This window comes from Alkalihalophilus pseudofirmus, from assembly GCF_029094545.1.
In the GTDB taxonomy this organism is placed as follows: Bacteria; Bacillota; Bacilli; order Bacillales; family Bacillaceae_D; genus Alkalihalophilus; species Alkalihalophilus pseudofirmus.
Map to the genome: position 1 here is coordinate 385,227 of NZ_CP117835.1, position 26,572 is coordinate 411,798.

21 protein-coding genes and 1 riboswitch are annotated in these 26,572 nt (G+C 41.9%); of the genes, 18 read left to right on the forward strand and 3 right to left on the reverse strand.

What is annotated here, in order from left to right; all coding sequences use genetic code 11:
- The first annotated feature begins 233 nt into the window (after window positions 1-233).
- The gene (locus PQ478_RS02065) at window positions 234-701 is read left to right on the forward strand and encodes a hypothetical protein (RefSeq protein ID WP_289235660.1); all 468 of its coding nucleotides are present in this window, start codon (window positions 234-236) and stop codon (window positions 699-701) included.
- A 124-nt stretch (window positions 702-825) separates the two neighbouring features.
- On the opposite strand, the gene alr is transcribed toward PQ478_RS02065, so the two are convergent.
- The 3 genes from alr to PQ478_RS02080 form a co-directional block, all read right to left on the reverse strand.
- Window positions 826-1,935, reverse strand: coding sequence for an alanine racemase (alr, locus tag PQ478_RS02070; RefSeq protein ID WP_289235661.1), 1,110 nt, complete (start codon window positions 1,933-1,935; stop codon window positions 826-828).
- A 98-nt stretch (window positions 1,936-2,033) separates the two neighbouring features.
- A complete protein-coding gene (gene ald, locus PQ478_RS02075; protein ID WP_289235662.1) occupies window positions 2,034-3,167 on the reverse strand; it encodes an alanine dehydrogenase in 1,134 nt (377 codons plus the stop codon).
- Window positions 3,168-3,299: 132 nt separating this feature from the next.
- Window positions 3,300-4,532, reverse strand: a complete 1,233-nt coding sequence (locus PQ478_RS02080; protein ID WP_289235663.1) for a PucR family transcriptional regulator — start codon at window positions 4,530-4,532, stop codon at window positions 3,300-3,302.
- Between the two features lie 179 nt (window positions 4,533-4,711).
- Between PQ478_RS02080 and PQ478_RS02085 the strand changes: the two genes are divergently transcribed.
- The 17 genes from PQ478_RS02085 (at window position 4,712) to PQ478_RS02165 (ending at window position 26,460) form a co-directional block, all read left to right on the forward strand.
- The gene (locus tag PQ478_RS02085) at window positions 4,712-6,127 is read left to right on the forward strand and encodes an alanine/glycine:cation symporter family protein (RefSeq protein ID WP_289235664.1); all 1,416 of its coding nucleotides are present in this window, start codon (window positions 4,712-4,714) and stop codon (window positions 6,125-6,127) included.
- 121 nt (window positions 6,128-6,248) lie between these two features.
- Window positions 6,249-6,785 (forward strand): transcriptional regulator, encoded by a 537-nt coding sequence (locus PQ478_RS02090; RefSeq protein ID WP_289235665.1) that lies wholly within the window; start codon window positions 6,249-6,251, stop codon window positions 6,783-6,785.
- Window positions 6,786-6,787: 2 nt separating this feature from the next.
- Window positions 6,788-7,726 carry an alpha/beta hydrolase family protein gene (locus PQ478_RS02095; protein ID WP_289235666.1) on the forward strand — a complete coding sequence of 313 codons (939 nt, stop codon included), beginning with the start codon at window positions 6,788-6,790 and terminating at the stop codon, window positions 7,724-7,726.
- A 179-nt stretch (window positions 7,727-7,905) separates the two neighbouring features.
- Window positions 7,906-8,226: a YbjQ family protein gene (locus PQ478_RS02100; RefSeq protein WP_012957382.1), complete on the forward strand. Its 321-nt coding sequence runs from the start codon at window positions 7,906-7,908 to the stop codon at window positions 8,224-8,226.
- Between the two features lie 16 nt (window positions 8,227-8,242).
- On the forward strand, window positions 8,243-9,025 hold the full coding sequence (locus tag PQ478_RS02105) for a phosphatidylserine decarboxylase (RefSeq protein ID WP_289235667.1): 783 nt from the start codon (window positions 8,243-8,245) through the stop codon (window positions 9,023-9,025).
- 440 nt (window positions 9,026-9,465) lie between these two features.
- Window positions 9,466-9,660, forward strand: a riboswitch (cobalamin riboswitch).
- A 188-nt stretch (window positions 9,661-9,848) separates the two neighbouring features.
- The gene (locus PQ478_RS02110) at window positions 9,849-12,020 is read left to right on the forward strand and encodes a ribonucleoside-diphosphate reductase subunit alpha (RefSeq protein WP_289235668.1); all 2,172 of its coding nucleotides are present in this window, start codon (window positions 9,849-9,851) and stop codon (window positions 12,018-12,020) included.
- A 14-nt stretch (window positions 12,021-12,034) separates the two neighbouring features.
- Window positions 12,035-13,069, forward strand: coding sequence for a ribonucleotide-diphosphate reductase subunit beta (locus PQ478_RS02115; RefSeq protein WP_289235669.1), 1,035 nt, complete (start codon window positions 12,035-12,037; stop codon window positions 13,067-13,069).
- The gene (locus PQ478_RS02120) at window positions 13,056-13,664 is read left to right on the forward strand and encodes a hypothetical protein (RefSeq protein ID WP_289235670.1); all 609 of its coding nucleotides are present in this window, start codon (window positions 13,056-13,058) and stop codon (window positions 13,662-13,664) included. The genes PQ478_RS02115 and PQ478_RS02120 overlap by 14 nt, the downstream gene beginning before the upstream one ends.
- Window positions 13,665-13,737: 73 nt before the next feature.
- A complete protein-coding gene (locus tag PQ478_RS02125) occupies window positions 13,738-14,709 on the forward strand; it encodes a bile acid:sodium symporter family protein (RefSeq protein WP_289235671.1) in 972 nt (323 codons plus the stop codon).
- A 212-nt stretch (window positions 14,710-14,921) separates the two neighbouring features.
- Window positions 14,922-15,608, forward strand: coding sequence for a heptaprenylglyceryl phosphate synthase (gene pcrB, locus PQ478_RS02130; RefSeq protein WP_289235672.1), 687 nt, complete (start codon window positions 14,922-14,924; stop codon window positions 15,606-15,608).
- Window positions 15,609-15,710: 102 nt separating this feature from the next.
- On the forward strand, window positions 15,711-17,939 hold the full coding sequence (pcrA, locus tag PQ478_RS02135) for a DNA helicase PcrA (RefSeq protein WP_289235673.1): 2,229 nt from the start codon (window positions 15,711-15,713) through the stop codon (window positions 17,937-17,939).
- 15 nt (window positions 17,940-17,954) lie between these two features.
- Window positions 17,955-19,961 carry an NAD-dependent DNA ligase LigA gene (ligA, locus tag PQ478_RS02140; protein WP_289235674.1) on the forward strand — a complete coding sequence of 669 codons (2,007 nt, stop codon included), beginning with the start codon at window positions 17,955-17,957 and terminating at the stop codon, window positions 19,959-19,961.
- Between the two features lie 36 nt (window positions 19,962-19,997).
- A complete protein-coding gene (locus PQ478_RS02145; protein ID WP_289235675.1) occupies window positions 19,998-21,179 on the forward strand; it encodes a CamS family sex pheromone protein in 1,182 nt (393 codons plus the stop codon).
- 389 nt (window positions 21,180-21,568) lie between these two features.
- Window positions 21,569-22,690 carry a BMP family lipoprotein gene (locus tag PQ478_RS02150; RefSeq protein ID WP_289235676.1) on the forward strand — a complete coding sequence of 374 codons (1,122 nt, stop codon included), beginning with the start codon at window positions 21,569-21,571 and terminating at the stop codon, window positions 22,688-22,690.
- 217 nt (window positions 22,691-22,907) lie between these two features.
- The gene (locus PQ478_RS02155; RefSeq protein WP_012957396.1) at window positions 22,908-24,437 is read left to right on the forward strand and encodes an ABC transporter ATP-binding protein; all 1,530 of its coding nucleotides are present in this window, start codon (window positions 22,908-22,910) and stop codon (window positions 24,435-24,437) included.
- On the forward strand, window positions 24,437-25,495 hold the full coding sequence (locus tag PQ478_RS02160) for an ABC transporter permease (protein WP_012957397.1): 1,059 nt from the start codon (window positions 24,437-24,439) through the stop codon (window positions 25,493-25,495). The genes PQ478_RS02155 and PQ478_RS02160 overlap by 1 nt, the downstream gene beginning before the upstream one ends.
- Window positions 25,495-26,460 (forward strand): ABC transporter permease, encoded by a 966-nt coding sequence (locus PQ478_RS02165; RefSeq protein WP_289235677.1) that lies wholly within the window; start codon window positions 25,495-25,497, stop codon window positions 26,458-26,460. Before PQ478_RS02160 ends, PQ478_RS02165 begins: the two co-directional genes overlap by 1 nt.
- Window positions 26,461-26,572 lie beyond the last annotated feature (112 nt).

Below are 26,572 nucleotides of genomic sequence, written 5' to 3' on the forward strand. Positions count from 1 at the left end.
AATTAAAAAAGAAGTGGGTAAGAGCGGAACGAAACGGGTTAGGCTTTGAGAGGGGAAGTATGAACAGCATAGAATGAGCGTACAAATTAACAGGGATTTGTACGCTTATTTTTTATGGATGATCAAAATTTAAATCGATTTTATTTCTCTGCTATTTTAAGGAACAAGATTACAAAATAATCGGTCTGAAAAAGCCAACATATGGGTAGAGGGGAGAAAGGAGGTTGTTTGTAATGGAACGTAGAGATTCTCAACAAGGTATGGATAAATTATTAAGACAACTGGAAAGTGACTATATAAAAGCCGTTAAAGACAATGAAAACACAACCGTAGAAGGCTTCATTGAGCAGTTTTTGTATGATTCTTGGGACTATAATGATAAGAATCTAGAAGACATCAAGAGTGTTTTGGGCCGTTATTCAGATGGTGAAATTTATCAAGGGACTTTCAGCAAATCATTCACTGAGATGCTCAAGCATCTGAAAATGAAGCTACAACAACTAGATTCGGCCATGGAATATCCTGTTCTTCACACTAACAATGGAGCATCACTGTTAGTCGCTTTTGTCGATGGTTTGGTCATCCAATACTATGTAGGCATTTATAACGTAGAAAAGTTAAGAGAGATGACTTCATACATAAAGAGTGTCATTCTCCATGCTTTAAAAGCAGAAGGTACAGAATCAGCCGAACTAACTTAACCTTTATTGTAGCCGGCTATCAAAATAATATCACAGATGAAAATGATAAGATTAATCGTTTTTTAAAACATATGAAAAAACCACACTGTTTGAAATCAGTGTGGTTTCACGTTAATCAACCAGCCTAGTTCTCTTCGTAATACCTCGGAACACGCTTACTCACCGCGCAAACAATCTCATAATTAATCGTCCCTGTTAATTCAGCCATCTCATCAATTGGAAATTCCACATGATCGCCTAGCTTCGCATCTGGAATATCTGTTACATCGATCATCGTCTGGTCCATGCACACGCGACCTAAGATCGGAGCTTTTTGGCCGTGTAAGGTTACGAACCCTTTATTAGATAAGGCGCGAGAAAGACCGTCGGCATACCCGATCGGCATTGTAGCCACAACTTTTTCAGATGAGAGTTTATGCGTTCTTCCGTAACTAATGGATGAACCTTCAGGCAGTTTTCTAAGCGATACAATACTAGAAAATAACCGCATTGCCTGAGAAAGCTCAATTGGGAATTCTAATGAAAGATCGGGTCTTAACCCGTACAGGCTGATGCCGACACGAACCATATCAAGGTGTTTATCCTGATGAAAGAGAGTTCCGGCACTATTGCAGCAATGTTTAATAGGTACGTTCATATCGTCTTCTTCTATTGCCTCAATAAATGATAGGAATCGTGCGAATTGTTCATCTGTGTACGTGGACTGCAGATTATCAGCTTCAGCAAAATGAGTGAAGATGCCTTCTACTTCAATGTTGTTATGTTGATAGAGTGGAGTCATGACGTCGAGCAGCTCTTCTTTGGTCTGCACACCTACTCGTCCCATGCCTGTTTCAGTTTTAATATGAACCTTTATTGGCGATTCGGCCTCAGAAGCCACCTCGAGCAATACATCCCGAACATCAGTAGAAAACACAGTGAGCGTAATATTGCGAGAAATCGCTTCTCGTAACGCATGCGGAGAGGTATAGCCTAACACTAAAATAGGTGCTTCAATTCCTGCATCACGAAGCTCAATCGCTTCATCAAGAATGGCTACTCCTAAATAGTCTGCTCCGCCGCTTAAGGCTGACCTAGCTGCAGCAACGGCCCCGTGTCCGTACCCGTCTCCTTTTACAACTGCCATTAATCTGCATGCAGGAGATTGTAGGGAAGCTTTAAAAGAAGCTGCATTTTCTTTTAGGGCTTGTAATGAGATTTGTGCATAGGTGTTTCTAAAACTGCTCGTCTTCATCTGGCAAACTCCTTTTACATATAAGCGTATCTTTTAATAGACCCCCTCAGTCTAAGGTGACCGAGGGGGTTCGTGTAAGTCTATATTATAGTAGATTCTTATGCTTGAACAGGTGTTTTCTTTAATGCATCTTCTACAGATACTAACTCATATCCAAGGTCACGTGCTACAGCGTTGTATGTTACATCACCGTTTGCAACGTTTACACCAAGAGCAAGTGCAGGGTTTTCAGCAACAGCTTTTTCTACGCCTTTGTTAGCAATCTGCATAGCGTAAGGAATTGTTACGTTTGTTAAGCCGATTGTTGATGTACGCGGAACAGCTCCAGGCATGTTAGCAACTGCATAGTGAACAACACCGTGTTTTGTATACGTTGGGTTATCATGTGTTGTAATTTGATCAACTGTTTCAATGATACCGCCTTGGTCAATCGCTACGTCAACAACAACCGATCCAGGAGTCATAGATTTGATCATTTCCTCTGTTACAAGCTTAGGAGCTTTTGCACCAGGAATTAATACAGCACCGATTACTAAGTCAGATTCTTTTACTGCCTCAGCAATGTTAAGCGGGTTAGACATAAGTGTTTGAATATCGTTTCCAAATTGATCATCAAGCTGGCGAAGACGATCTGCACTTAAGTCGATAAGTGTTACATCAGCACCAAGGCCAACAGCAATTTTAGCTGCGTTTGTACCAACAACACCGCCGCCGATGATAGTTACTTTACCACGTTTTACTCCAGGAACACCTGATAATAGAATTCCTTTTCCGCCTTTAGACTTCTCTAGGAATTGAGCACCAATTTGTGATGCCATGCGTCCAGCTACTTCACTCATAGGAGTTAAAAGAGGAAGAGTACGGTTTACTTCAACTGTTTCATAAGCGATCGCAATAACGCCGCTGTCTACTAGTGCTTTTGCAAGTTCAGGCTCAGCAGCTAGGTGAAGGTATGTGAATAGGATTAATCCTTTGCGGAAGTAGCCGTACTCAGAGCTTAATGGTTCTTTAACTTTCATTACTATTTCAGCTTTAGCCCATACATCTTTCGCTTCTGGAATAATTGTTGCTCCAGCAGCTGTGTAATCTACATCTTCAAATCCGCTGCCAATTCCAGCGCCTTGTTCGATTAGAATTTCGTGACCTGCTTTTGTTAAAGCGACAACTCCTGCTGGTGTAATAGCTACGCGATTTTCATTATTTTTAATTTCCTTTGGAATACCGATAATCATGTTTTTCGTCCCCCTAAGTCGGATGTTTGTTATATCGTTAGTATAAATCCACAAAAGGAGGAACGCATTGTGCGTAAAATTAAAAATGTAAACGTTTTTTTGTTGTTTTTAACAAATGGTCCAAATCATTGACTAGCGTTTTAAATAGACCTTCATATCTAAATAGAGACCAATTTTCTGAACGGGGTCTTTTAATTGAATGTTTGCAATCTCTTGAATTCGTTTAAGACGGTAATTTAACGTATTCACATGACAATGAAGCTCTTTTGCTGCTTCATTCATGTTGCCGTCTTTGTCTAGGATGATGCCTAATGTCTCAAGCAGGTTAGTCCGATGCTCCAAATCATACTTTTCAAGCTTGCGGATAGCAGGATTAACCGTCATTTCTTGTTCTTTAATTGTTTGACGAATCAGATCAATGTAGCGAAATACCCCAAGCTCATGATAAAAAGCGGCTGATTGAAGCTCTTTAGTAAAGGTTTGTTTTAAAGAGATTACCTTTGTTGCTTCATCATAGCTCCTCTTAATCCACTCGTAATTGTCGTACGCATACCCGCAGCCCGCCGTAACTTCCATTATCCCAAAACGTTCCCTTACTTGCGCTTTAAAAGTTTCCACAAACTCTTTTGTATCTTTTACAAAATCATTTGAAGCAGGGGAGGACACGAGAAAGACGACTTGGTTCTCATCCAAGGTCTGAATTAAAATCGTTACTTTTTGAGTCGTTTTTGCAACATAAACAAGCTTTTTATACAAGTCATCGGACATTACTTCAAAGTTGAATAAAATCACAGCCAGCGGTTTAGTTGGGTTAACCCCTATTTTCGAAAGCTGATCAGCGATATGCTTGTGGTCTCTAGCATCTCCTGTAATCAGCTGCCAAAGCAGTTCCTGATGATTCTTTTCTTTCTTTTTCTTTTGCATGTTTAATTGAAGCAGTTGGTTTTTGGCTTTGCTTGCAGCGAACTTCAAGTCGGCTAGATCTTCATCCGTAAGCTTTCGACCAACTTCAAGCACCCAAATGTAGCCCAGCACTTCATTGTTTTTTCGGATAGAAACGGCCACACGATTGCCAAGCCCGATATCGTTGATTTGCGGAATAATAAGCGGTTCATCACTTTGATTAAGGGTTGGAATCACCCCTTCTTTCCAAAAGCGATTAATGACTTTCTCTGGCACGCGTCTGCCGATAATAGTTGAAATCCTGGCGGCATCCGTTCCGTCATCATGAGAACTATAGGCAAGCAGGTGGTGATTTGAATCTTCAATAGTTACAGGACATTGAAGACGTTCGCTAATTGTATCAACAAATTCTTCTAATGAATCAAACTGCCGATTGAAAGATTCGCGTTTGTTATCGCTCATGGGAAAACTCCTTACTCTATAAAATAAGACATAAGTCGTCAGTCTTTTTGTTTAAAATCACAAGTGAAGCGTTTTCAGTTTGTGTGCTCTCACAAACAAAAGCTTGCATCGTCATGTTAGAATAACATATACAATCTTATTATAATATATGAAAGCGTTATCTGTGGGGAGTGAATGTGATGGACATCTTAGACATACTAGGAAAGATTAATAATGTATTATGGGGTCCGCCAAGTTTAATCTTATTATTTGGGACAGGCTTATTTTTAACCCTTGTTTTAAAAGGGTTGCAATTCCGCCGTCTTATCTATGCATTTAAGATTGGTTTTGGTAAAGAAGATAGTAAAGATGCTGCAGCTGAAGGTGATGTAAGTCATTTTAAAGCATTGATGACAGCGCTTGCGGCAACAATTGGAAACGGTAATATTGCCGGGGTAGCTACAGCTATTACGCTTGGTGGTCCTGGGGCAATTTTCTGGATGTGGATTGTTGGTTTACTAGGTATGGCAACTAAATATGCAGAGGCATTACTTGCTGTAAAATACCGTGTGAAGAATGACAAGGGCGAATATTCGAGTGGCCCGATGTATTACATCGAGCGAGGGCTCGGTCGGAAGTTTAAGGCGCTTGCTGTTGCCTTTGCTTTATTTGGTGCCTTTGCGGCTTTAGGTATTGGGAATAGTGTGCAATCAAATACGATTGCTGATGTAACGAGCAACAGCTTTGGTATGGCAAACTGGGTAACTGGTTTAATCTTAGTTGTATTAGTAAGTGTCATTATTTTTGGTGGTATTCAGCGTATTAGTACGGTTGCAAGTTTCTTTGTTCCGATTATGGCTTTCCTATATATGGGTGGGGCATTTATCATCTTGATCTTAAATTATGATATGATCATTCCTGCTTTTGAACTAATTTTCTATTATGCCTTTAATCCTGTAGCGGCAGCGGGTGGTTTCTTAGGAATCGTTGTTTCAGAAGCGATTCGTAACGGGGTTGCTCGTGGTATTTTCTCAAATGAAGCTGGTCTTGGTACGGCAGCATTAATTGCTGGTAACGCTCGTGCAGACCACCCGGTAAAACAAGCTCTTGTAGCAATGACGGGTACATTTATTGTAACGATCGTTGTTTGTACGATGACGGGGCTGACATTATTAATAACAGGCTTCTGGGATCCATCAGGCGGCGTCTTATCTGGGGTTGCTCATGATGCAACGCTAGAAGGCGGTGCATTAACAAGTGCGGCGTTTGGCTCGGTCCTTGGAGTAGTTGGTGAATATATCGTTTCATTCTCAGTAATCTTCTTTGGTTTCTCGACGATTGTCGGCTGGTATGTGTACGGCGAGAAGTGTTTTGAATACCTTGCAGGCTCAAAAGGTATCGCAGGCTATCGTTTAGTGTACATCGCAGCTTGTGGAGTCGGTACTGTAGCAAATCTGGCAACAGTATGGGCATTTGCAGATATGGCCAATGCATTGATGATGATTCCAAACTTAATTGCTTTATTATTGCTTTGGAAAGTCATTGTAGCTGAGACAAATGATTATTTTAATAATTTCTATGAAGCAGCTAAAACAAATGCAAAACAAGCAAGTTAATTAGCTTAAAGAGGTTCTGTCATAAAGACAGAGCCTCTTTTTTATGGAGAGAGTAGACATATACTATAAAGTATATTATTATCATTATATAAAATGATAATAATGAGATGGAGGAAATGTTTTGGCTGAAAAGAAAGCAGATATCATGCTTCATCCTATTCGAATGAGAATTATTCAAGAGCTTGTTAAATCTCCCAACCAAACAGTACAGCAGCTAATTGATCATTTAGGCGATGTTCCGCAAGCAACAATGTACCGCCATTTAAAAATTTTATCAGACGCTGAATTGATTCACGTGGTGGAAACAAACAAAGTAAGAGGAACGGTAGAGAAAGTATATGCTGTGCTGGTTGAGAATTTAGCGATCACAGATAAGGAATTAGAAGAAACAGCACCTGAAGAACATCTTCGTTATTTTATGACCTATCAAGCGAATTTAGCAAAAGAATTTGAACGGTATGTCATGAGCCAACAACCGACTTCATATAAAGAAGATGGGCTAGGATATTGGCAGACTACGATTCACCTAAGTGATGAGGAGTTTGAAGAGTTTGCTGAAAAGCTTGGTCATCTCATTAAGGAAGCGGTGGAGAAGAAACCGAATAAAGATAGACGTGCACGGACGTTAGCAACCATTTCAATACCAGAGGTGGAATGATCATGGCAAAGATGGTCTCGATACAGCGTGGTGACCTTACAATTAGCGGAACGCTTGAAGTGCCTGAAAAAAAAGAGCAGTCCTATCCTGCAGTACTCATTATCTCAGGGTCTGGTCCCCTTAATCGTGATGGGAATGGAAAAAGAGGGCAAGTGTTTAATCTTTATAACTTGCTCGCTGCATTTTTTAAAGAAAATGGCTTTGTCACATTGAGATATGATAAACGTGGAGTTGGTGCATCAACAGGGTCATATCTTGAGGCCGGATTATGGGATTTGATTGATGATGCAAAAGCTGTGCTCCGCTTTTTAAAAGAACAGCCGGAAGTCGATCCGCGTCGTGTGTTTGTCATTGGTCATAGTGAAGGGGCAATGATTGCACCAGCTTTAGCTAAAGACGAGGAGCTTGCTGGAGTCATTTTATTAGCAGGTGCTGCTGAGACGATGGCTGAGGCGTTGGCCCATCAAAGAGGGCAGGCTGTTCGCAGTTTAAAAGAAATAAGCGGTATAAAAGGGAAGTTGTTAAAAGTGTTAAAGGTTCCCGAGCGGGCGGAGAAGCAGGGACCTAAATTCGATGAAAAAATGATTCGCTCGGAATCAGCAACCGTACGTGTTCAAGGAATGAAAATGAATGCGAAATGGTTTCGGGAACATTATCAATTCAATGCACGTAGGGTACTTGAGGAAGTTGAGTGTCCAATCTTAGCTGTAACGGGCTCAAAGGACGTGCAAGTCACGCCGGAGCGAGTGTTTGAAGTGGAAAGGTACGCAAGCGGCGAGGTGGAAGCCAAGATTATTCCGAACATGAATCATATGCTAAGAGATCAAGCAGAAGACTATTCGATTCTTCAGCTGAAGAGAGCATATAAACAAACAGGAAGTAAACCATTGTCCAACGAGCTGTTAACAACGATGAAAGAGTGGCTTGTTAAACATGTATAGAAAGTGGAAGGCTTCACTTATTAGTCTTGCTATTCTATTTCAGGTGTTAACGATAATCTTTGCTTTTATTGATATCACGTTGGCTTTGACAACTTTAGCTTTAAACATATTGAGCTTTATCGCGGTACTAATCGTATTTATTATAGAGAGGAAAAAAGAAAAAGAGGAGGAAATAGATTATGATGATAGTGACTACTGATACGATTGCTGGTGCTGAAATTACTGAAGTGATTGGGTATGTAAAAGGAGGCACGATTCAAACGAAACATATCGGCCGTGATATTACGGCTGGATTAAAAGGGATCGTCGGAGGAGAAATTAAAGGGTACAATGAGATGATGGATGAGGCGAGAAAGCTTGCTATTCATCGAATGGTAGAAGATGCGAAGAAAAAAGGGGCCAATGCTATTGTTGGCATGCGTCTGCAGTCATCAACCGTTATGGGTTCGGCTGCAGAGATTATTGCCTATGGAACAGCAGTTAAAATTTTAGAGAAGTAAATTATTGGAGGCACGAATGGTTAAACAGTCACTGTATCGTCTTTTTATAGAGTTATCAAATCATAAAATGAACTCTCTTATATTGAAGAGTTTTGCAGAATCTAAAATGAGCAGAAGAGTGAATCGTTCGTTTACTAAAACGTTTAATCTAAATGAACAAGAAATGCTAGAGCCTGTTCATTCCTATAAGAGTTTGCATGAGTTGTTCATCCGGAGGTTAAAGCCAGAGAGCAGACCGATTAATCAGCTAGAAGATATTCTCGTTAGTCCGGTTGATGGCATTTTGGCTGAGCAGCATATCCTAGCACCTGGTGTCACGTTTCATGTGAAAGGGCAAGATTATACTTTAGAAGAAATGTTAGGGTCTAGTGAAGCGGCAGGGAAATATGATGGCGGCGTAGTAATGGTACTTTATTTAAGCCCTAGTCATTATCACCGCATCCATAGCCCGGCAGATGCTGAAATCACAAAGCAATGGACGTTAGGCGGGCGATCTTACCCTGTGAACAATTGGGGGCTTCTCTACGGAAGAAGGCCGCTTTCAAGAAACTATCGAGTCATAACAGAGCTAAACGTTTCCGGCAAACAGTTAGCTGTTGTAAAAGTAGGAGCGATGAATGTTAACACGATTGAGCTTACTCACAAGAACTCAACCTTATCCCGAGGTGAAGAGATGGGGTACTTTTCCTTTGGCTCAACCGTTGTTTTAGTTGGGGAAAAAGGTTTGATGGAGCTTGCCGACAAGCAGACGCCAGCAGACGTACTAATGGGCCAAAAGCTGACCAATCGAGTTAATTAAACGTTTGTTTAACGGCATTTAGCATGTAATGATCCTCTACTTCAATAGTGGGCATGACAAGCCAGATTTTACAGATACGACAAGTAAGGATATAGGCTAGTCCCTCCTGGCATTATTTGTTTACCTCCGCTGAAGGCGCACGCTTTCCGCGGGCGGCCCGGGAGCTCAGCAGCTCACCGCGGAAAGCGAAGCATATTTCAGCAGCGGCGAGCCCGCTATACGCCATGTTTAAAGCATTTCAAGCTTTGAAGCTATACAATACTCCGATAACATACGCTTATTTTCCAGTTCTATTTATATGTGAATCATTCCCCCAATCTCCTAACCACCTGACCACCCAGCCGCCTAACACCTACAAAAATATAATCCTTGCATTCTACCCCTGATATCGTTTAATCTATCAATATATCGTATTAGTAATCATAACTAACAACTATATATTGTTTTTGTGGAATGTTGGTGCTGCTAGGCAGCTTAATAGGGAATCTGGTGAAAATCCAGAACTGTCCCCGCAACTGTAAGTGTGGATGAAATGAGACAACCACTGTATAAGAGAGCTGAAAGGTGCTTATACGGGAAGGCTCAGAGTAAAGAGAAGCACAAGTCAGGAGACCTGCCATCATTTCTCAGTCAGCTATCTTCGGGGGATGAGAAGTGAGACGGCAGCGGCTAGATTTGTGCGTTTTTGCAAGGTGCATTCTAGCTCGATTAAGGTATGCAAATGACCAAGTCCGTTTTACGCTCTATTTCTCAAACCTGAGAGATAGGGCGTTTTTTATTTGCAAATGAAATGTACATAGCTGAATGAAGGAGTGTGGGACAAATGAAGATAAACGTAAAAGAGAAAAAAGATAACCCGCTAGATGTGCAGGTAGATCTTGATTGGTTAGAGCAAACGTCGCATCTAACATGGGAAAAACGTGCAGCACATGCTTTAAATGAACTATCTGTGGAGGAGCCGCATTGGACTTATGTGGCAGCTGCTTGTTATATCAACCATTTGAGAGAACAAATAGCAGCACAACGAGGGGTAGAACCAAGAGTGCTTAGTGCAAGTTTTCCGGAGTATCTTAAAACGCAGATTGAAAAGGGAATCTATGATGAAAGATTAGGCTCGTATTCAACGGAAGAATTATACGAACTCGCATTAACGCTTGAACCGGCAAGAGATCAAAAGTTTACGTATATAGGCATTAAAACATTAGCAGACCGCTACCTGGCAAAGGCCTTTAATGATCAAATCGTAGAGCTGCCGCAAGAGCGCTGGATGGTTATAGCAATGACTCTAATGTCAGAAGAGAATAGAGGGTCCCGGCTTGAATTGGTAAAGGAAGCCTATTGGGCGCTCTCACATTTATATATGACAGTCGCTACACCGACAATGAGTAATGCCGGCAAAGCGGGAGGCCAGCTCTCAAGCTGCTTTATCGATACGGTGGAAGACGATCTAAGGTCGATTTTCGATAGCTGTACCGATGCGGCAACTGTGAGTAAGAACGGCGGCGGGCTTGGTATGTATTTAGGGAAGATTCGTGCAAGAGGTTCATCGATTCGTGGATTTAAAAATGTTTCCTCAGGCGTTATTCCTTGGATGAAGCAGCTAAATAACGTAGCTGTCAGCGTAGACCAGCTTGGCCAGAGGCAAGGCGCTATAGCGGTATACCTGGATGTTTGGCATAAAGATATCTTTGCTTTTCTCGATGCGAAATTAAATAACGGGGACGAGCGTCAAAGAACTCATGATCTCTTTACAGCTGTATCTTTGCCAGATCTATTTATGGAGGCTGTTGAGAAGAGAGATACTTGGTATTTGTTTGACCCCCATGAAGTTCGGATGAAAATGGGATTCTCTCTTGAAGATTTTTATGATGAGAAAAAAGGAAATGGAGAGTTCCGTAAAAGGTACGAGCAATGTGCAGCGAATGATGAACTGTCGCGTACAGAAATTCCAGCGATCGAAGTTATGAAACGAATTATGCTCTCTCAGCTTGAAACAGGAAGCCCGTTTATGTTCTACAGGGATACAGCAAACAGGCTGAATCCAAACAAGCATAAAGGAATGATTTACGGCTCTAATTTGTGTACTGAAATTATGCAGAATATGAGTGCGACAACCGTTGTGGAAGAAACACTTGAGGACGATACGATTTCGATTAAGAAGCAGCCGGGAGATTATGTGGTCTGTAATTTAAGCTCATTGTCGCTGGCTCAAGTATTTTCAGATGATGTGGTAGAAAGGGTCGTGAAGATTCAAGTAAGGATGCTAGATAATGTGATTGATCAAAATTCAATCGGCGTAAAACAAGCAGAGAAAACGAACAAACTGTACAGAGCGATCGGCCTTGGTACGTACGGATGGCATCATCACTTGGCGAAGCGAGGGATCGCTTGGGAGAGTGAGGAATCTGTTAAGGAAGTGGAGCGTGTATATGAGCGGATTAATCAAGCGGCGATTAAAGCTAGTGCAGAATTAGCGGCTGAAAAAGGTGCCTATCCGCATTATGAAGGGTCTGATTGGCAAACGGGCGAGTTCTTTAGTGAACGTGGATACGAAGGCGCAGAATGGGATGAGATTCGTTCGTTCATTTCAAAGCATGGCATGAGAAACGGGTACGTGATGGCTGTGGCACCAAATGCAACGACTTCTCTTATTGCTGGTTCTACTGCTTCTATTGATCCTTTGTTCCAAAAATATTACGTGGAAGAGAAGAAAAATTATCGTATTCCTGTTGTGGCGCCTGACCTCAACTCTCGGACCACTTGGTATTATAAGCCGGCTCACCTAGTTGACCAAACATGGAGCATCCGTCAAAATGCGGCTCGTCAGCGTCATGTCGACCAAGGAATTTCATTTAATCTATATGTTCCAAACAACGTCAAAGCAAAAGAGCTCCTTGATCTACATTTGCTTGCATGGAAAGAAGGGCTAAAGACAACGTATTACGTTCGCTCAACGTCGCTTTCAGTAGATGACTGTGAAAGCTGTTCAAGTTAAGAGGAGGAAATGAAATGACACTTCAAAAAAGAAAACTTTATAATCCACACGCCCCGAATGCTTCAACAGGAATTATTAATGGGGAAAGTTCAAATGTATTGAATTGGGATGATGTACGGTTCAGCTGGGCTTATCCTCTCTATAAAAACATGCTCGCTAATTTCTGGACGCCTTTTGAAATTAATATGAGCCATGATGCCAAGCAGTTTCAGAATCTAACAGAAACAGAACAAGAGGCCTTTAAAAAGATTATCGGCCTTCTTGCTTTCCTAGATAGTGTACAAACGGATTATTCATTAAAGGTAGCTGATTACTTAACAGATTCATCGCTTGTTGCATTAATGAGTGTGCTGTCATTTCAAGAGGTCGTTCATAACCAGAGCTATTCCTATGTGCTCTCAAGTCTTGTACCAAAAGCGACGCAGGATGAGATTTTCGATTACTGGAAAAATGATCCTGTCCTAAAAGAGAGAAATGAATTTATTGTAGATGGGTACGAGGAATTTGCAGATAACCCTACACCAGATACATTGGCAAGATCGATTGTTTACGATGTGATCTTAGAAGGAGTTAATTTTTATTCAGGCTTTGCCTTCTTCTACAACCTCGCCCGACACCAGAAGATGGTGTCTACTTCAACGATGATTAATTATATTAACCGTGATGAACAGCTTCATGTGTATTTATTTACGAATGTATTTAAAGAATTACTTGAAGAGCATCCTGAATTAAACAATAGAGAGATGGAATCCTTCGTCAAACAGTCGCTAACGACGGCAGTGGAGCTTGAATTGAAATGGTTCAACTATATCATCGGTGAGCAGATTGAAGGCGTAACCTCTGATGAGATGGAGTCCTATTTAAAATTCATTGCAAATAAAAGAGCAAAGCAGCTCGGCTACGATCATATTTTTCCTGAGCATTGTACAAATGTATTTAAATGGATTAAGGCTTACGAGGATGTAAATGCGGCAAAAAGTGATTTCTTTGAACAAAAATCACGACAATATGCGAAAGTTTCAAGTGACAACGGCTTTGATGAACTCTAAAAACAAGACGGTATCTGTAACAGCTGACCGCCCCCTCGTCGGGAAGCTGTTGCAGAAATACCGGTTTCACAATGGGCTAGGGCAATTCAGGCTGCCAAGTGAACAGCAGCTAGCGATGCTGAATGCCTTTCAAACATTGGATGTGAATCTAGCCTTAGCTTATACAGAAGAGTTAATTGTGGGCTATGCGCTGATTTTATCGCCTGAGCCATATGAACGTTGGGTGAAAATGAAAGAGATACGTGTATTAGGTGTGGTTGAGGTGGCGCCTCCGTATAGAAACCAGCAGGCGGCAAGTTCATTATTAACAGCCTTACTCGATCAAGGCGACTATGAGAAGAATATCCTTATATCACTAGAATACCGGTGGCACTGGGATTTGGATTCTCTTAATGGTGATAGTGCTCTATACAAAAAGCTTCTCCAAAAGCTGCTGATGAAAGGAGGTTTTGAAGAGGTGTTGACCAATGAACCTGACATTATGAATTATCATGATAACTTCATGATGGTCCGATTTGGAAGAGATGTATCCAGTGAAATTGTTAAGCGCTTTCTTGAGTTAAGCGGAAATCCAATATCAAATATTGTCAGATAATTTCACCAAATAAGGTTGCATTCACCTTCTTTTAAAGTTAGAATTGTTTAAATATTTGAAAAGGAGGGGTTCGATGCAACCGGTTGGAAAGATCGAAAAAATTGGTTTGTGGATGAGTAAGTATTTTGCTCTTATTATTATTTTATGTAGTTTTATTGCGTTTTCTGCACCGCAGTTATTTACTTGGATCGCCCCTCATATCACGCTTCTCTTAGGTGTGATTATGTTTGGAATGGGTCTTACGATGAGAGCTGTCGACTTTAGTGTTGTCGCTAAGAAGCCGGTACCTGTAGTGATTGGTGTGATTGCTCAATTTTTGATTATGCCATTAGTTGCTTATGCGATTGCTGTATTACTGCAGCTTCCGCCTGAACTTGCAGTAGGATTAATTCTTGTCGGCGCCTGTCCTGGCGGTACCGCCTCTAATGTTATGGTGTACCTAGCTAAAGGGGACCTGCCAGTTTCTGTTGCTATGACGTCTATTTCAACGCTGCTAGCGCCGTTATTAACACCGGCTATTTTATTGCTGTTAGCAGGACAATGGCTTCCTGTAAATGCTGGTGCAATGTTTCAATCTATTATTCAGGTGATCATTATCCCTATTGCTCTTGGCTTGCTTGCAAGACGCTTCTTCCCGAAAGCTGTGGAGAGCAGTGTGAAGACGTTGCCGATTATTTCCATTGCAGCAATCTTAGCAATCGTACTCGCGGTTGTCGGGGTAAACCAAGCGAATATTGCTCAAACAGGTTTACTCGTCTTTTTAGCTGTAATGCTTCATAATAGCTTCGGATTATTCCTTGGATATGTAACAGCTAAATTATGCGGACTCGATGAAGCCAAACGCAGAGCGATCTCCATTGAAGTCGGGATGCAAAACTCTGGGCTCGGGGCATCGCTTGCGGCAGCTCATTTCTCGCCGCTCGCGGCTCTGCCAAGCGCTATTTTCTCTGTTTGGCATAATGTATCTGGACCAGCGCTAGTCTCAATCTGGTCTAGAAAGAAAAATGGAAGTGAGCAAGAAGCAGAAGCGAAACAAGCAGGGTAGTCAATCTCTATAAAATGAAAAAGCTTTCTCCCTTGACTTAGAAAGTATGGGAGGGAGCTTTTTGTTTATTTGGGAGACTGAGTGTTTGGTTTAGGTTCCTATTGCCGGGCGACAAGGGGCTTGGATTTTGATATAATGACGTTCAGAATCACAAGATAAGCATAGCGAACCCTGCTGCATAGAAGAGGGTAGATTATAGGAGTTGAAGATTCATGCTTGAATTTAAGGAATGGAAGCATGTGTTTAAATTAGATCCAAATAAAGAAATAAATGATGAAGAATTAGAAGCCATTTGTGAATCAGGTACAGATGGCTTAATTATTGGCGGGACTGATGGGGTGACATTGGATAACACGTTGCAGCTGTTAGCTCGTGTACGACGTTACTCTGTGTCGGCTGCTCTTGAAATCTCAAATCTTGAAGCAATCACACCTGGATTTGACTATTATTTTATCCCGTCTGTGATGAACAGCCAGAACGTTGACTGGATACAAGGACTGCATCATCAAGCGATCAAAGAGTACGGAGCAATCATGAACTGGGACGAGATTGTGATGGAAGGGTATTGCATTTTAAATCCCGAGGCCAAAGCTGCTAAAGTGACAGAAGCAAATACGGACATTGATGTAGAAGACGTGTTGGCTTATGCAAGAATGGCTGAGAACCTCTACCGTTTTCCCATCTTCTATATTGAATACAGCGGGACATACGGAGATCCTTCTTTGGTGCACCAGGTGAAAAACGTATTAAATGAAACGAAGCTCGTCTACGGCGGTGGCATTAACTCACTAAAAGAGGCACAAGAGATGGCTGAAGCAGCGGATATGATTGTTGTAGGAAATATCATTTATGAAGATTTAAAGGCTGCATTAGAAACAGTTAAAGCAACGAAATCTTAATAGAATGTACATTAAAAGCAGAAGTCGGCTGGACATTCGATTGCATCAACTGGTAAGGCATTGTAGACTATAAACTAAGAACATTTGTTTGGTGGTGGAAGTATGCAAGAAAAGATCATAGAAAAAATGCTCTCAGGCTTAAATCCTGAGCAGAGACAAGCAACAACTCATACGGAAGGTCCGTTATTACTAATGGCTGGCGCGGGAAGTGGAAAGACACGGGTTCTTACCCATCGCATCGCTTATTTGCTGCGTGAAAAAGCAATTGCGCCGTGGAACGTACTAGCGATTACATTTACAAATAAAGCTGCACGAGAAATGAAAGATCGTGTGGCAAAACTTGTTGGACCGGTAGCTGAAGATATTTGGATTTCTACCTTTCACTCGATGTGTGTCCGTATTTTGCGTCGTGATATTGACCGCATCGGCTACAACCGTAATTTCACAATTCTAGATTCCTCAGATCAATTATCTGTTATAAAGCAAATTCTAAAAAACAAGAACATTGATCCTAAGAAATTTGATCCAAGAAGCATCCTTGGAACAATGAGCGGCTGGAAAAATGAATTAAAGAAGCCTGATGACTGCATGAGTCAAGCAACGGGACCATATGATCAAACGGCAGCTGAAGTATATGTGGAGTACCAAAAACAATTAAAGAAAAATCACGCCTTAGATTTTGATGATCTTATCATGAAGACGATCGAGCTGTTCAAGCTTGTACCAGAGGTTTTAGAATTCTATCAACGCAAGTTTCAGTACATCTTGGTAGATGAGTATCAAGATACGAATAAAGCACAGTATATGCTTGTCCGAATGCTTAGTGATAAATATGAAAATATCTGCGTTGTCGGGGATTCCGATCAGTCGATCTATCGCTGGAGGGGGGCGGATATTGCTAATATCTTATCCTTTGAAGAAGATTACCCGGATGCGACCGTAATTTTACTAGAGCAGAATTACCGCTCAACCAAAATGATTTTAAATGCAGCAAATAAAGTAATTGAGAACAACTTTAACCGTAAACCGAAAAATCTATGGACAGAAAATGACGACGGCCCGAAGATTGGTTACTACGGGGCAGATACGGAGCAATCGGAAGCACAGTTTGTAGTCGAGAAGATCCGTGAAGCAACGAGAAGCGGGGAGCACACTAACTCAGATATTGCGATTCTCTACCGAACTAATGCTCAGTCACGTGTAATTGAGGAATATTTTGTGAAGTCTAATATTGAGTACAACATCGTCGGCGGCACTAAGTTCTATGATCGTAAAGAAATTAAAGATGTTCTTGCGTATCTGCGTCTTATTGCCAACCCTGACGATGATATCAGCTTGCAGCGGATTATTAACGTTCCAAAACGAGGCATAGGTGCGACAACTGTTGATAAAATTGGAGCGTATGCTGTTGAACAAGGCCTTTCTCTATTTGCTGCCTTGCAGGAAATTGAGCAGGTAGGCCTGACAGCACGTACGGTCGGCAAATTAAAAGACTTTAGAGATCAACTTTCTCACTGGATTCAAATGCAGGAGTATTTATCTGTGACTGAGTTAGTCGAGGAACTGCTAGAGAAGACAGGCTACCGTGATATGCTCCGCAACGAACAATCGATCGAGGCACAGAGCCGTCTTGAGAATATTGATGAGTTTATAACGGTTACGAATGAATTTGAAAAATCAAATGATGATAAATCATTAGTAGCATTCTTAACAGATCTTGCGCTTGTCGCAGATATTGACAAGCTTGACGATGAAAATGAAGGAAAACCTAAGGATGCGATCACGCTTATGACTCTGCATTCTGCAAAGGGGCTGGAGTTCCCGCTAGTATTCTTGATTGGTATGGAAGAAGGGATCTTCCCGCATAGCCGCTCGCTTTTTGAGGCAGAAGAAATGGAAGAAGAGCGCCGCCTTGCCTATGTAGGGATTACGAGAGCTGAAAAGCAGCTTTATATAACGAATGCAAGGATGCGGACCTTATATGGTAAGACAAATACAAACCCGCCGTCTCGTTTTATTTCAGAGATTCCAGAAGAGTGTCTTGAACAAGTGAACGAGGATAAACCAACACCGGCTTGGATGAAAGCGTCACGCGGTACAGCCTCTGCTCCAGCAGCAAAACCTAAAGTGCGTGCATCTGTATCGACTTCAACGGGCGGTGATCAATTTGCTTGGGCTGTTGGAGATAAAGCAGAGCACAAAAAATGGGGAGTAGGGACCGTTGTCAGCATCAAAGGTGAAGGCGAAGCTGTTGAGCTTGATATTGCTTTCCCTCAGCCTACTGGTGTGAAGCGTTTATTTGCTAAGTTTGCCCCAATTACTAAGCAATAGGGAAGGAAGAAGAGTATGGACCGACAAGAGGCAGAAAAGCGTGTGCAAACGCTGCGAGAGAAATTAGAAGAGTATGGCTATCACTATTATGTTCTTGACCAGCCGCTTGTAACGGATGCCGAATATGATCAGCTAATGCAAGAGTTGATTGCTCTAGAAGGAGAGCATCCAGAATTAGTGAGTGAGGATTCTCCGTCCGTGCGTATAGGCGGGGAACCTCTTCCTTTCTTTGAAAAAGTAGAACATCAAATTCCGATGCTCAGTCTTGGAAATGCCTTCAATGATCAAGACCTGCGTGACTTTGACCGCCGTGTGCGCGAGCGTGTAGGCGATAATGTAACGTATAGCTGCGAACTAAAAATTGATGGACTGGCTGTCTCACTCACGTATGAGAATGGGAAGTTCGTCCGCGGAGCAACTCGCGGAGACGGAACAATCGGTGAAGATATTACGAATAATTTAAAAACGATTCCTGCGATTCCGTTAAAGCTGAAGCAAGAAGCAAGTCTTGAAGTGCGCGGAGAGGCGTACATGCCGAAGAAATCGTTTGAAGCATTAAATGAAGCGAAAAGCGAGGCGGGGGAAGAGAAATTTGCTAACCCTCGTAACGCAGCGGCCGGATCTTTGCGCCAATTAGATCCTAAAATTGCGGCGAAAAGGAACTTGTCGATCTTTATTTATGCGATCGGTAACGCAGAAGGCCAAGACCTTGCTTCTCATCACGAAGGCCTCGCTTACCTAAAAGAGCTTGGATTTAAAGTCAATAATGAAAGCAAGCACTGTCCGACAATTGAAGAAGTCATTGAGTATACAAATGAGTGGTTAGATAAACGTGCAGATCTCCCTTATGAAATTGACGGGATTGTCATCAAGGTTGATTCCATCGAACAACAAAAAGAGCTTGGATTTACAGCGAAAAGCCCTAGATGGGCAACTGCGTTTAAATTTCCAGCAGAAGAAGTCGTAACAATTCTTCGTGATATCGAGCTTAGTGTAGGCAGAACAGGGGTTGTGACACCGACGGCTATTCTTGATCCGGTTGTTGTAGCTGGTACAACAGTTAAGCGCGCATCCTTACATAATGAGGACTTGATCCGTGAGAAGGATGTGAAGCTTGGAGATACAGTGATCGTGAAAAAAGCAGGCGACATTATTCCTGAAGTAGTGAATGTGCTGACGGACCGCCGTGACGGCAGAGAGAGGGACTTCAGCATGCCTACTCATTGCCCGGAATGTGAAAGCGAGCTAGTTCGTTTAGAAGGGGAAGTGGCACTTCGCTGCATTAATCCTGAATGTCCGGCACAAATTCGTGAAGGCTTAATTCATTTTGTTTCAAGACAAGCGATGAATATTGATGGATTGGGAGAAAAGGTCATTGCTCAATTATTTGATCATAAATTAATTCACACCGTCGCAGATCTCTATCAATTAGATCGTTCTGAGCTGTTAAAGCTTGAACGTATGGGGGAGAAGTCTGTTGATAATTTACTGAAGGCGATCGAAGCTTCAAAAGAGAACTCGCTTGAAAAGCTGTTGTTTGGCCTGGGGGTTCGTTTTGTCGGCTCAAAGGCAGCAAAGACGCTTGCGATGGAATTTGAATCAATTGAAGCGATTATCGAAGCAGATGAAGCGGCCCTGGTCGCTGTAAACGAAATCGGCGAGAAAATGGCGGCATCCATTGTGCGCTTTTTTGAAACAGATGAAGTAAAAGAGTTAATCAAACGTTTGCAATCATATGGGGTAAATACGAGTTATAAGGGACCTAAGCCAGTTAGTGGTACGGAGGCTGCTGAAAGCCCGTTTGCCAATAAAACAGTTGTATTAACAGGGAAGCTTTATGAGATGACACGTGATGAAGCGAAAGAAAAAATTGAAACACTTGGTGGAAAAGTCACTGGCAGTGTTAGTAAGAAGACTGATATAGTGATTGCAGGCGAAGATGCCGGCTCAAAGAAAAAGAAAGCCGAAGAGCTAGGAATTGAGATTTGGGATGAGGCTGCATTGTTAAAAGGGCTTACGTAGTCTTTTTTAGTGCAGGTGTAGAGGAGGAAAGTTACAATGGTAAGACGTTTGGGGCTGGTCTCCTTAACGGGACTATTGTTTTTAACGGGGTGTTTCCCGATGTTTCAGCAAGAACCCGATGAAGTCGTTGTAGAAGAATCGCAGCAAGAAGAACAGGTGGTAGATATTGTTCCACGTGTGTCAACACCTGAGAATTACTACCAAAGTGTGCTTTATGATGGATCATATTTACACGGCCAGTCTAGAGGTTTTGGTAATGCGGTCGTTTACAACCGCTTAGACCTTGATAACTTAGAAATGGGGCTTACGCAAATTGCGAAAGAGCAGTTTGATCCAGAAAACTATTTCTTTCGTGAAGGACAGTTTATTAATAGAAATGAGATTAACAGCTGGTTAATGCGTTATGACCAAGTAGAAAATCAACAAGGGTTAAACCCAGAGCTTGGCGAAGGGGAGACCTTACGTGAACAAGAGGAGAATCAGCCTCGTTATTTATCACATATTTTAGAGCATAATTATTTAGTTAGAAGTGAACAGGGGAATTATGAACTTGGCGGTATCGTTATTGGCCTATCTATGAATAGTGTTTATAACTTCAGGGTAGAAGATGAGCAAGGGCGCTACTATTTCTATGAAACACCAATCAGCCAGGAGAAAATGGAAGAAGAGGGGCAGCGTATCGCTGACTTAATCGTGCAAAGGCTGCGTGATCCTAACCGCGAAGATGGCGTGTTTGACAGGGTACCGATTACAGTAGCGTTATTCCGCGAGCAGCCTCGTCAATCCACCATTCCAGGAAACTATTTTATGCAGGCAACGGCACAGCCAGGGGAAGGCCTTGAGCGGTGGCAGCGCATGAATGAACGGTATTATTTGTTCCCATCAAGTGCTGCTAATGAAGATGTAAGCAATGATGCAGCTTCTTTCGGTCAAATTAAAGATGATATACAAAGCTTCTTTGATACGTATGTCGGGGTAGTTGGCCGCGGCTACTACGTGGATAATCAATTGCAGGAATTAACGATTGAGGTGCCGCTGCGTTTTCAAGGGAAGGCTGAGATTGTAGCATTAACTCAATATGCGGCAGATGTGATCAACCAGCGTATTAACAATCAAAATGTAAAAGTGAATTTATATGTGACCTCAGTTGGCGGACAGCAAGAAAGTATGGTTGTCCGAAATCCGGGTGAGGAACCATTTATTCATGTATTTGAGTAAATCGTGTATAAATGAATCATTCGAAGACTCCTTATGTAAGGGGTCTTTTTTTACTATAAAGACACTCTATATCTATTTATTACCATATAGATAACACATTGAATTCGCTTTCTCGGATAAAGTGTGTCAAAAACCTGTGAACAATGAAAAAAAGTATTTATTATTGTCTAAGATCATGATATATTTATGACGTTTGGTGATGGTTGTTCACAGAGATAAGAAGTCTGATGTCTTACCAACGCCAAGCCTGCAAGATAGCGCTTACAAAATAGATGGACAAGCAGGGTGAAAGCGGGTATGATCGTTCTTAGGTCATGGCTAAATAATCCTGTTAATATGCCATACTAATTTGTGTGCTCTCATGCAAACATTTATAAGGGGGAAATAAAATGAAAAAGTGGTTACGTACATTATCACTGTCTGTTGCTGCCGCTGTTGCTCTTGCTGCTTGTGGATCAGGTGATACTGCAGAAGAAACACCTGCTGATGGTGGGGATGACTCATCTGAAGAAGCAGTTGAAGCTGGAGATTTTAAAGTAGCAATGGTTACAGATGTTGGGGGAATTGATGATAAATCATTTAACCAATCAGCTTGGGAAGGTTTATCTGCATTTGGTGAAGAAGTTGGACTTGAAGAAGGAACTGGCTACCGTTACCTTCAATCACAAACAATGGATGATTTCGAGCCAAACTTACGTAACTTAGTTCGTGAAGATGCTGACCTTGTATGGGGTATTGGTTTCTTAATGGAAGATGCGATTCGTACAATTGCTGAGCAAGTTGAAGATGCGCAGCTTGCTATTGTAGATACAGTGGTTCTTGATGCTGAAGAAAAGACGTATGACAACATTGCTAACGTAACATTTAAAGAGCATGAAGGTTCTTTCCTTGTTGGTGTTATTGCTGGTCTTCAAACAGAAGGCGATAAAGTAGGTTTCATCGGCGGAGTTGAAAGTGGTCTAATCAAGAAGTTCGAAAATGGATTCAAAGCTGGTGTTAAAGCAGTAAATCCAGATGCTGAAATCCTAGTTCAATATGCAGAGAGCTTTAACGATGCATCTCGTGGTTCTCAAATCGCAAACACAATGTACAGCCAAGGCGCTGACATCATCTATCACGCTGCAGGCGGAACTGGTAACGGATTATTCACAGAAGCAATCAACCGTGCACGTAACGGAGAAAATGTTTGGGCAATCGGTGTTGACCGTGACCAACACGAAGAAGGCGAATACGGCGATGGTCAATCTGTCACTCTTACTTCAATGGTTAAACGTGTAGATACTGCTGTTGCAATCGTTTCTGAGCAAACAATGAATGGAGACTTCCCTGGCGGCGAAATTCTAGAGTATGGTCTTGAAGAAGATGCTGTAGGTATTGCTCCTTCTACAGATAACGTTTCTGAAGAAGCTTTATCTGCTGTTGAAGATTACAAAGGACAAATTCAATCAGGTGATATCAGCGTACCTCAAACAGATGATGAGTACGAAGAGTACCTAAACGGCTTAGAATAAGCAACGATATAGTTATACAGAAGCAAAGGCTAGTATTACACTAGCCTTTGTTTTACCTTAAAGAGTCAGATGGTATGAAATGACAATCTCTTAGTACGAAGGGACAATGACGGATTGCTGTTTGCCCAATCCATCATTGCCTCTTTTTTGGCTAAACGATCAAACATGCAATCAGCGATTAACATACCTTCTCTTAAATATGTAAGGAGTGAATCCAATGAGTTATGTTATTGAGATGAATAACATCCGTAAAGAGTTTCCTGGCATTGTAGCCAATGATAATATTACACTCCAGCTTAAAAAGGGTGAGATTCATGCCTTACTTGGTGAAAATGGAGCTGGAAAATCAACACTGATGAACGTGCTGTTCGGCTTATATCAACCTGAGCGCGGGGAAATTCGCGTACATGGTGAAAAAGTTGAAATTACAGACCCTAACATTGCCAATCGTCTTGGAATTGGAATGGTGCATCAGCACTTTATGTTAGTAGATAAATTTACAGTTACTGAAAATATTGTGATGGGAAATGAACCGACTAAATTTGGAGTCGTTAATATTAAAAAGGCTGCAAAAGAAGTTAAAGCGATCTCAGAGCGTTATGGTCTTTCGGTCGATCCTCATGCGAAGATTGAAGACATTTCAGTCGGAATGCAGCAGCGTGTAGAAATTTTGAAAACGCTGTACCGCGGCGCTGATATCCTTATCTTTGATGAGCCGACAGCTGTCTTGACCCCTCAAGAAATTCAAGAGCTGATTGGAATTATGAAGACCCTTGTAGCAGAAGGGAAGTCAATTATTTTAATTACTCATAAGCTTAAAGAAATTATGGCTGTATGTGATCGTTGTACGGTTATCCGCCGTGGTAAGGGGATTGGAACAGTTGAAGTAAGTGAAACAGATCAGGATAAGCTTGCTGCTATGATGGTAGGACGCGAAGTTAATTTTAAAGTGGATAAAACACCAGCAGCTCCTAAAGAAACAGTGCTTTCTGTAACAGACTTAACTGTTAAAGATTCACGCGGTGTGGATGCTGTAAAATCCCTTAACCTTGAAATTAAAGCTGGAGAGATTGTCGGTCTTGCCGGGGTAGATGGAAACGGGCAATCTGAATTTATTGAAGCCATTGCGGGCTTGCGTAAAGCCGATAAGGGCTCAATCAAATTGAACAACAAAGAGTTAGTTGGCCTAAAACCACGTAAGGTAACAGAGTCTGGAATCGGGCATATTCCTGAAGATCGCCATAAGCACGGGTTAGTCCTTGATTTTGCGATTGGTGAAAATATTGTTTTGCAAACATATTACCAAAAGCCTTACTCAAAAAATACCGTATTAAATTATCCAGAAATTTATAAGAAGGCGAAAGAATTAATTGAAGACTTTGATGTTAGAACGCCTTCAGAATACACACCGGCACGTGCGCTTTCGGGCGGTAATCAGCAAAAAGCAATTATTGCTCGTGAAGTAGACCGTTCGCCTGACTTCTTAATTGCGGCACAGCCGACACGTGGTCTTGATGTAGGGGCAATTGAATCTATTCATAAGCGGCTGATCTCAGAACGTGATAAGGGACGTGGAGTCTTATTAATGTCACTTGAGTTAGATGAAGTCCTAAATGTGAGTGACCGGATTGCGGTTATGTATGAAGGACAGATCGTCGCGATTGTTGATGCAGATAAAACAAATGAGAAAGAGCTCGGGCTGCTTATGGCAGGCGGGAAGAAAGAGAAAGCGGGTGAAGCACAGTGATGGCGAAGTTGCTTCCTAAAGGAAGGTTATTGTCATGGTCTGTCCCTTTGATTGCCGTTTTTCTAGGTATTTTTATTGGGGCAATCATTATGTTAGTAAGTGGTTACAATCCTATTACGGGCTACTCAGCGCTAATTAGAGGGATCTTCAGCGATACGTATTATCTTGGTGAAACGATTCGTATGATGACACCGCTCATTCTTGCAGGTTTAGCGGTAGCATTTGCCTTTAGAACTGGATTATTAAATATCGGGGTTGAAGGACAGCTGATTGTCGGATGGCTGGCGTCGGTTTATGTGGGGATTGCTTTTGATCTTCCGGCAGTGCTTCACCTGCCAATGGCGATTTTAGCTGGTGCCCTTGCTGGTGCACTTTGGGGCTTTATTCCAGGTTTGCTTAAAGCTAAATTTCAAGTGCATGAAGTTATTGTTACAATCATGATGAACTACATTGCGCTTTATACAGCGAATGCTATTATTCGTTCTTATTTACTTGTACCGGGTGAGAGAACTGAATCGATTAATCAGTCTGCTTCTCTTTCCTCTCCATTTTTACAATCACTAACAGACTTCTCACGTTTGCACTGGGGATTTGTTGTTGCGATCTTAGCGTGTGTAATCATGTGGTTTATTTTATGGAGAACTACAAAAGGATACGAACTGCGTGCGGTTGGACTTAACCAACATGCCTCCCAATATGCGGGAATGAATGTTCAACGCAATATTATTTTATCGATGTTAATCAGCGGCGGGTTCGCTGGTGTGGCTGGAGCTATGGAAGGACTTGGAACATACGGCTACATGAGTATCTTATCCGGCTTCTCAGGCTTAGGGTTTGACGGAATCGCTGTTGCCCTTCTTGGTGCAAATACAGCAATTGGTGTAGTACTTGCTTCTTTCTTGTTCGGTGGATTAAAAATTGGTGCCCTAAACATGCAATCACAGGCTGGTGTACCAACAGAGTTAGTTGAAATTGTTATTGCCTTAATTATTTTCTTTGTGGCATCAAGTTACATCATTCGCTGGGTCATGAACCGTGTGAAGAAGGAGGACATCTAATGGATATCATGCAAATTCTTGGGCTTGTTATACCAGCTGCCATTTTTGCAGCGGCCCCGCTTATTTTAACTGCATTAGGTGGACTATTCAGTGAACGTGCGGGTGTTGTAAACATCGGTCTTGAAGGACTGATGGTGATGGGGGCTTTCACAGCCATTATTACGACGTTAACGTTAGAAGGGATGGGAATGGGCGGCCCAGTCGTTATTCTCCTTGCTTTAGTTATTTCAATTTTAATTGGGTCACTTTTCTCTTTATTTCATGCAGTTGCATCCATTACATTCCGTGCGGACCAGATTGTCAGCGGGGTTGCACTGAACTTCCTTGCTGTAGGGTTAACGGTATTTATTGTTCGACTTCTTTATAACAAAGGACAAACGGATTATATTTCTAACCGTATTTACAGAATGGATGTCCCGCTTTTAAGTGATATTCCGTTTATTGGACCACTATTCTTCTCAAGTGCATATATGACTTCGTATGTCGCGATTCTTTTAGCGGTCATTGTGTATTTCGTTATTTTCTACACACCATTCGGTCTTCGCTTACGTTCTGTAGGGGAGCACCCGATGGCAGCTGACACGATGGGGATTAATGTCAATCGTATGCGTTATATCGGTGTTATGCTAAGTGGTGCGTTTGCAGGACTTGGCGGGGCAGTATTTGCTTTAACGGTTACAGGTAACTTCTCAGCAACGACCATCGTTGGACAAGGATTTATGGCGCTGGCAGCCCTGATCTTTGGTAAGTGGAATCCGCTTGGAGCACTTGGAGCGGCGTTATTCTTTGGTCTTGCTCAAGCTTTAAGTATAACTGGTCAGCAAATTCCTTTACTATCAGATGTTCCGCCAGTATTCTTATTGATTGCACCTTACGTGTTAACGATCTTAGCTCTTGCTGGATTTGTTGGACGTGCTGAAGGGCCAAAAGCGATTGGTAAACCGTATATTAAAGGATCGAGATAAGTGATTTGGGCCTGCCTTTTAAAAGGTAGGTCTTTTTTATATTATGTAAAGGTTTCAGGACATGAAAAACCTGCGGAATAAAGCCGGATAAAAGAGGAAAAATAAGATACAG

Bases quoted from the DNA above. Each gene is read 5' to 3' on its own strand.
- PQ478_RS02095 (WP_289235666.1), top strand. From the start codon at position 6,788: ATGGCAAAGATGGTCTCGATACAGCGTGGTGACCTTACAATTAGCGGA.
- pcrB (WP_289235672.1), top strand. From the start codon at position 14,922: ATGCTTGAATTTAAGGAATGGAAGCATGTGTTTAAATTAGATCCAAAT.
- PQ478_RS02110 (WP_289235668.1), top strand. From the start codon at position 9,849: ATGAAGATAAACGTAAAAGAGAAAAAAGATAACCCGCTAGATGTGCAG.
- PQ478_RS02085 (WP_289235664.1), top strand. From the start codon at position 4,712: ATGGACATCTTAGACATACTAGGAAAGATTAATAATGTATTATGGGGT.
- PQ478_RS02065 (WP_289235660.1), top strand. From the start codon at position 234: ATGGAACGTAGAGATTCTCAACAAGGTATGGATAAATTATTAAGACAA.
- PQ478_RS02150 (WP_289235676.1), top strand. From the start codon at position 21,569: ATGAAAAAGTGGTTACGTACATTATCACTGTCTGTTGCTGCCGCTGTT.
- ald (WP_289235662.1), bottom strand. From the start codon at position 3,167: ATGATTATCGGTATTCCAAAGGAAATTAAAAATAATGAAAATCGCGTA.
- PQ478_RS02080 (WP_289235663.1), bottom strand. From the start codon at position 4,532: ATGAGCGATAACAAACGCGAATCTTTCAATCGGCAGTTTGATTCATTA.
- PQ478_RS02145 (WP_289235675.1), top strand. From the start codon at position 19,998: ATGGTAAGACGTTTGGGGCTGGTCTCCTTAACGGGACTATTGTTTTTA.
- pcrA (WP_289235673.1), top strand. From the start codon at position 15,711: ATGCAAGAAAAGATCATAGAAAAAATGCTCTCAGGCTTAAATCCTGAG.
- PQ478_RS02155 (WP_012957396.1), top strand. From the start codon at position 22,908: ATGAGTTATGTTATTGAGATGAATAACATCCGTAAAGAGTTTCCTGGC.
- PQ478_RS02115 (WP_289235669.1), top strand. From the start codon at position 12,035: ATGACACTTCAAAAAAGAAAACTTTATAATCCACACGCCCCGAATGCT.
- PQ478_RS02125 (WP_289235671.1), top strand. From the start codon at position 13,738: ATGCAACCGGTTGGAAAGATCGAAAAAATTGGTTTGTGGATGAGTAAG.
- PQ478_RS02100 (WP_012957382.1), top strand. From the start codon at position 7,906: ATGATGATAGTGACTACTGATACGATTGCTGGTGCTGAAATTACTGAA.
- PQ478_RS02160 (WP_012957397.1), top strand. From the start codon at position 24,437: ATGGCGAAGTTGCTTCCTAAAGGAAGGTTATTGTCATGGTCTGTCCCT.
- PQ478_RS02105 (WP_289235667.1), top strand. From the start codon at position 8,243: ATGGTTAAACAGTCACTGTATCGTCTTTTTATAGAGTTATCAAATCAT.
- PQ478_RS02165 (WP_289235677.1), top strand. From the start codon at position 25,495: ATGGATATCATGCAAATTCTTGGGCTTGTTATACCAGCTGCCATTTTT.
- alr (WP_289235661.1), bottom strand. From the start codon at position 1,935: ATGAAGACGAGCAGTTTTAGAAACACCTATGCACAAATCTCATTACAA.
- ligA (WP_289235674.1), top strand. From the start codon at position 17,955: ATGGACCGACAAGAGGCAGAAAAGCGTGTGCAAACGCTGCGAGAGAAA.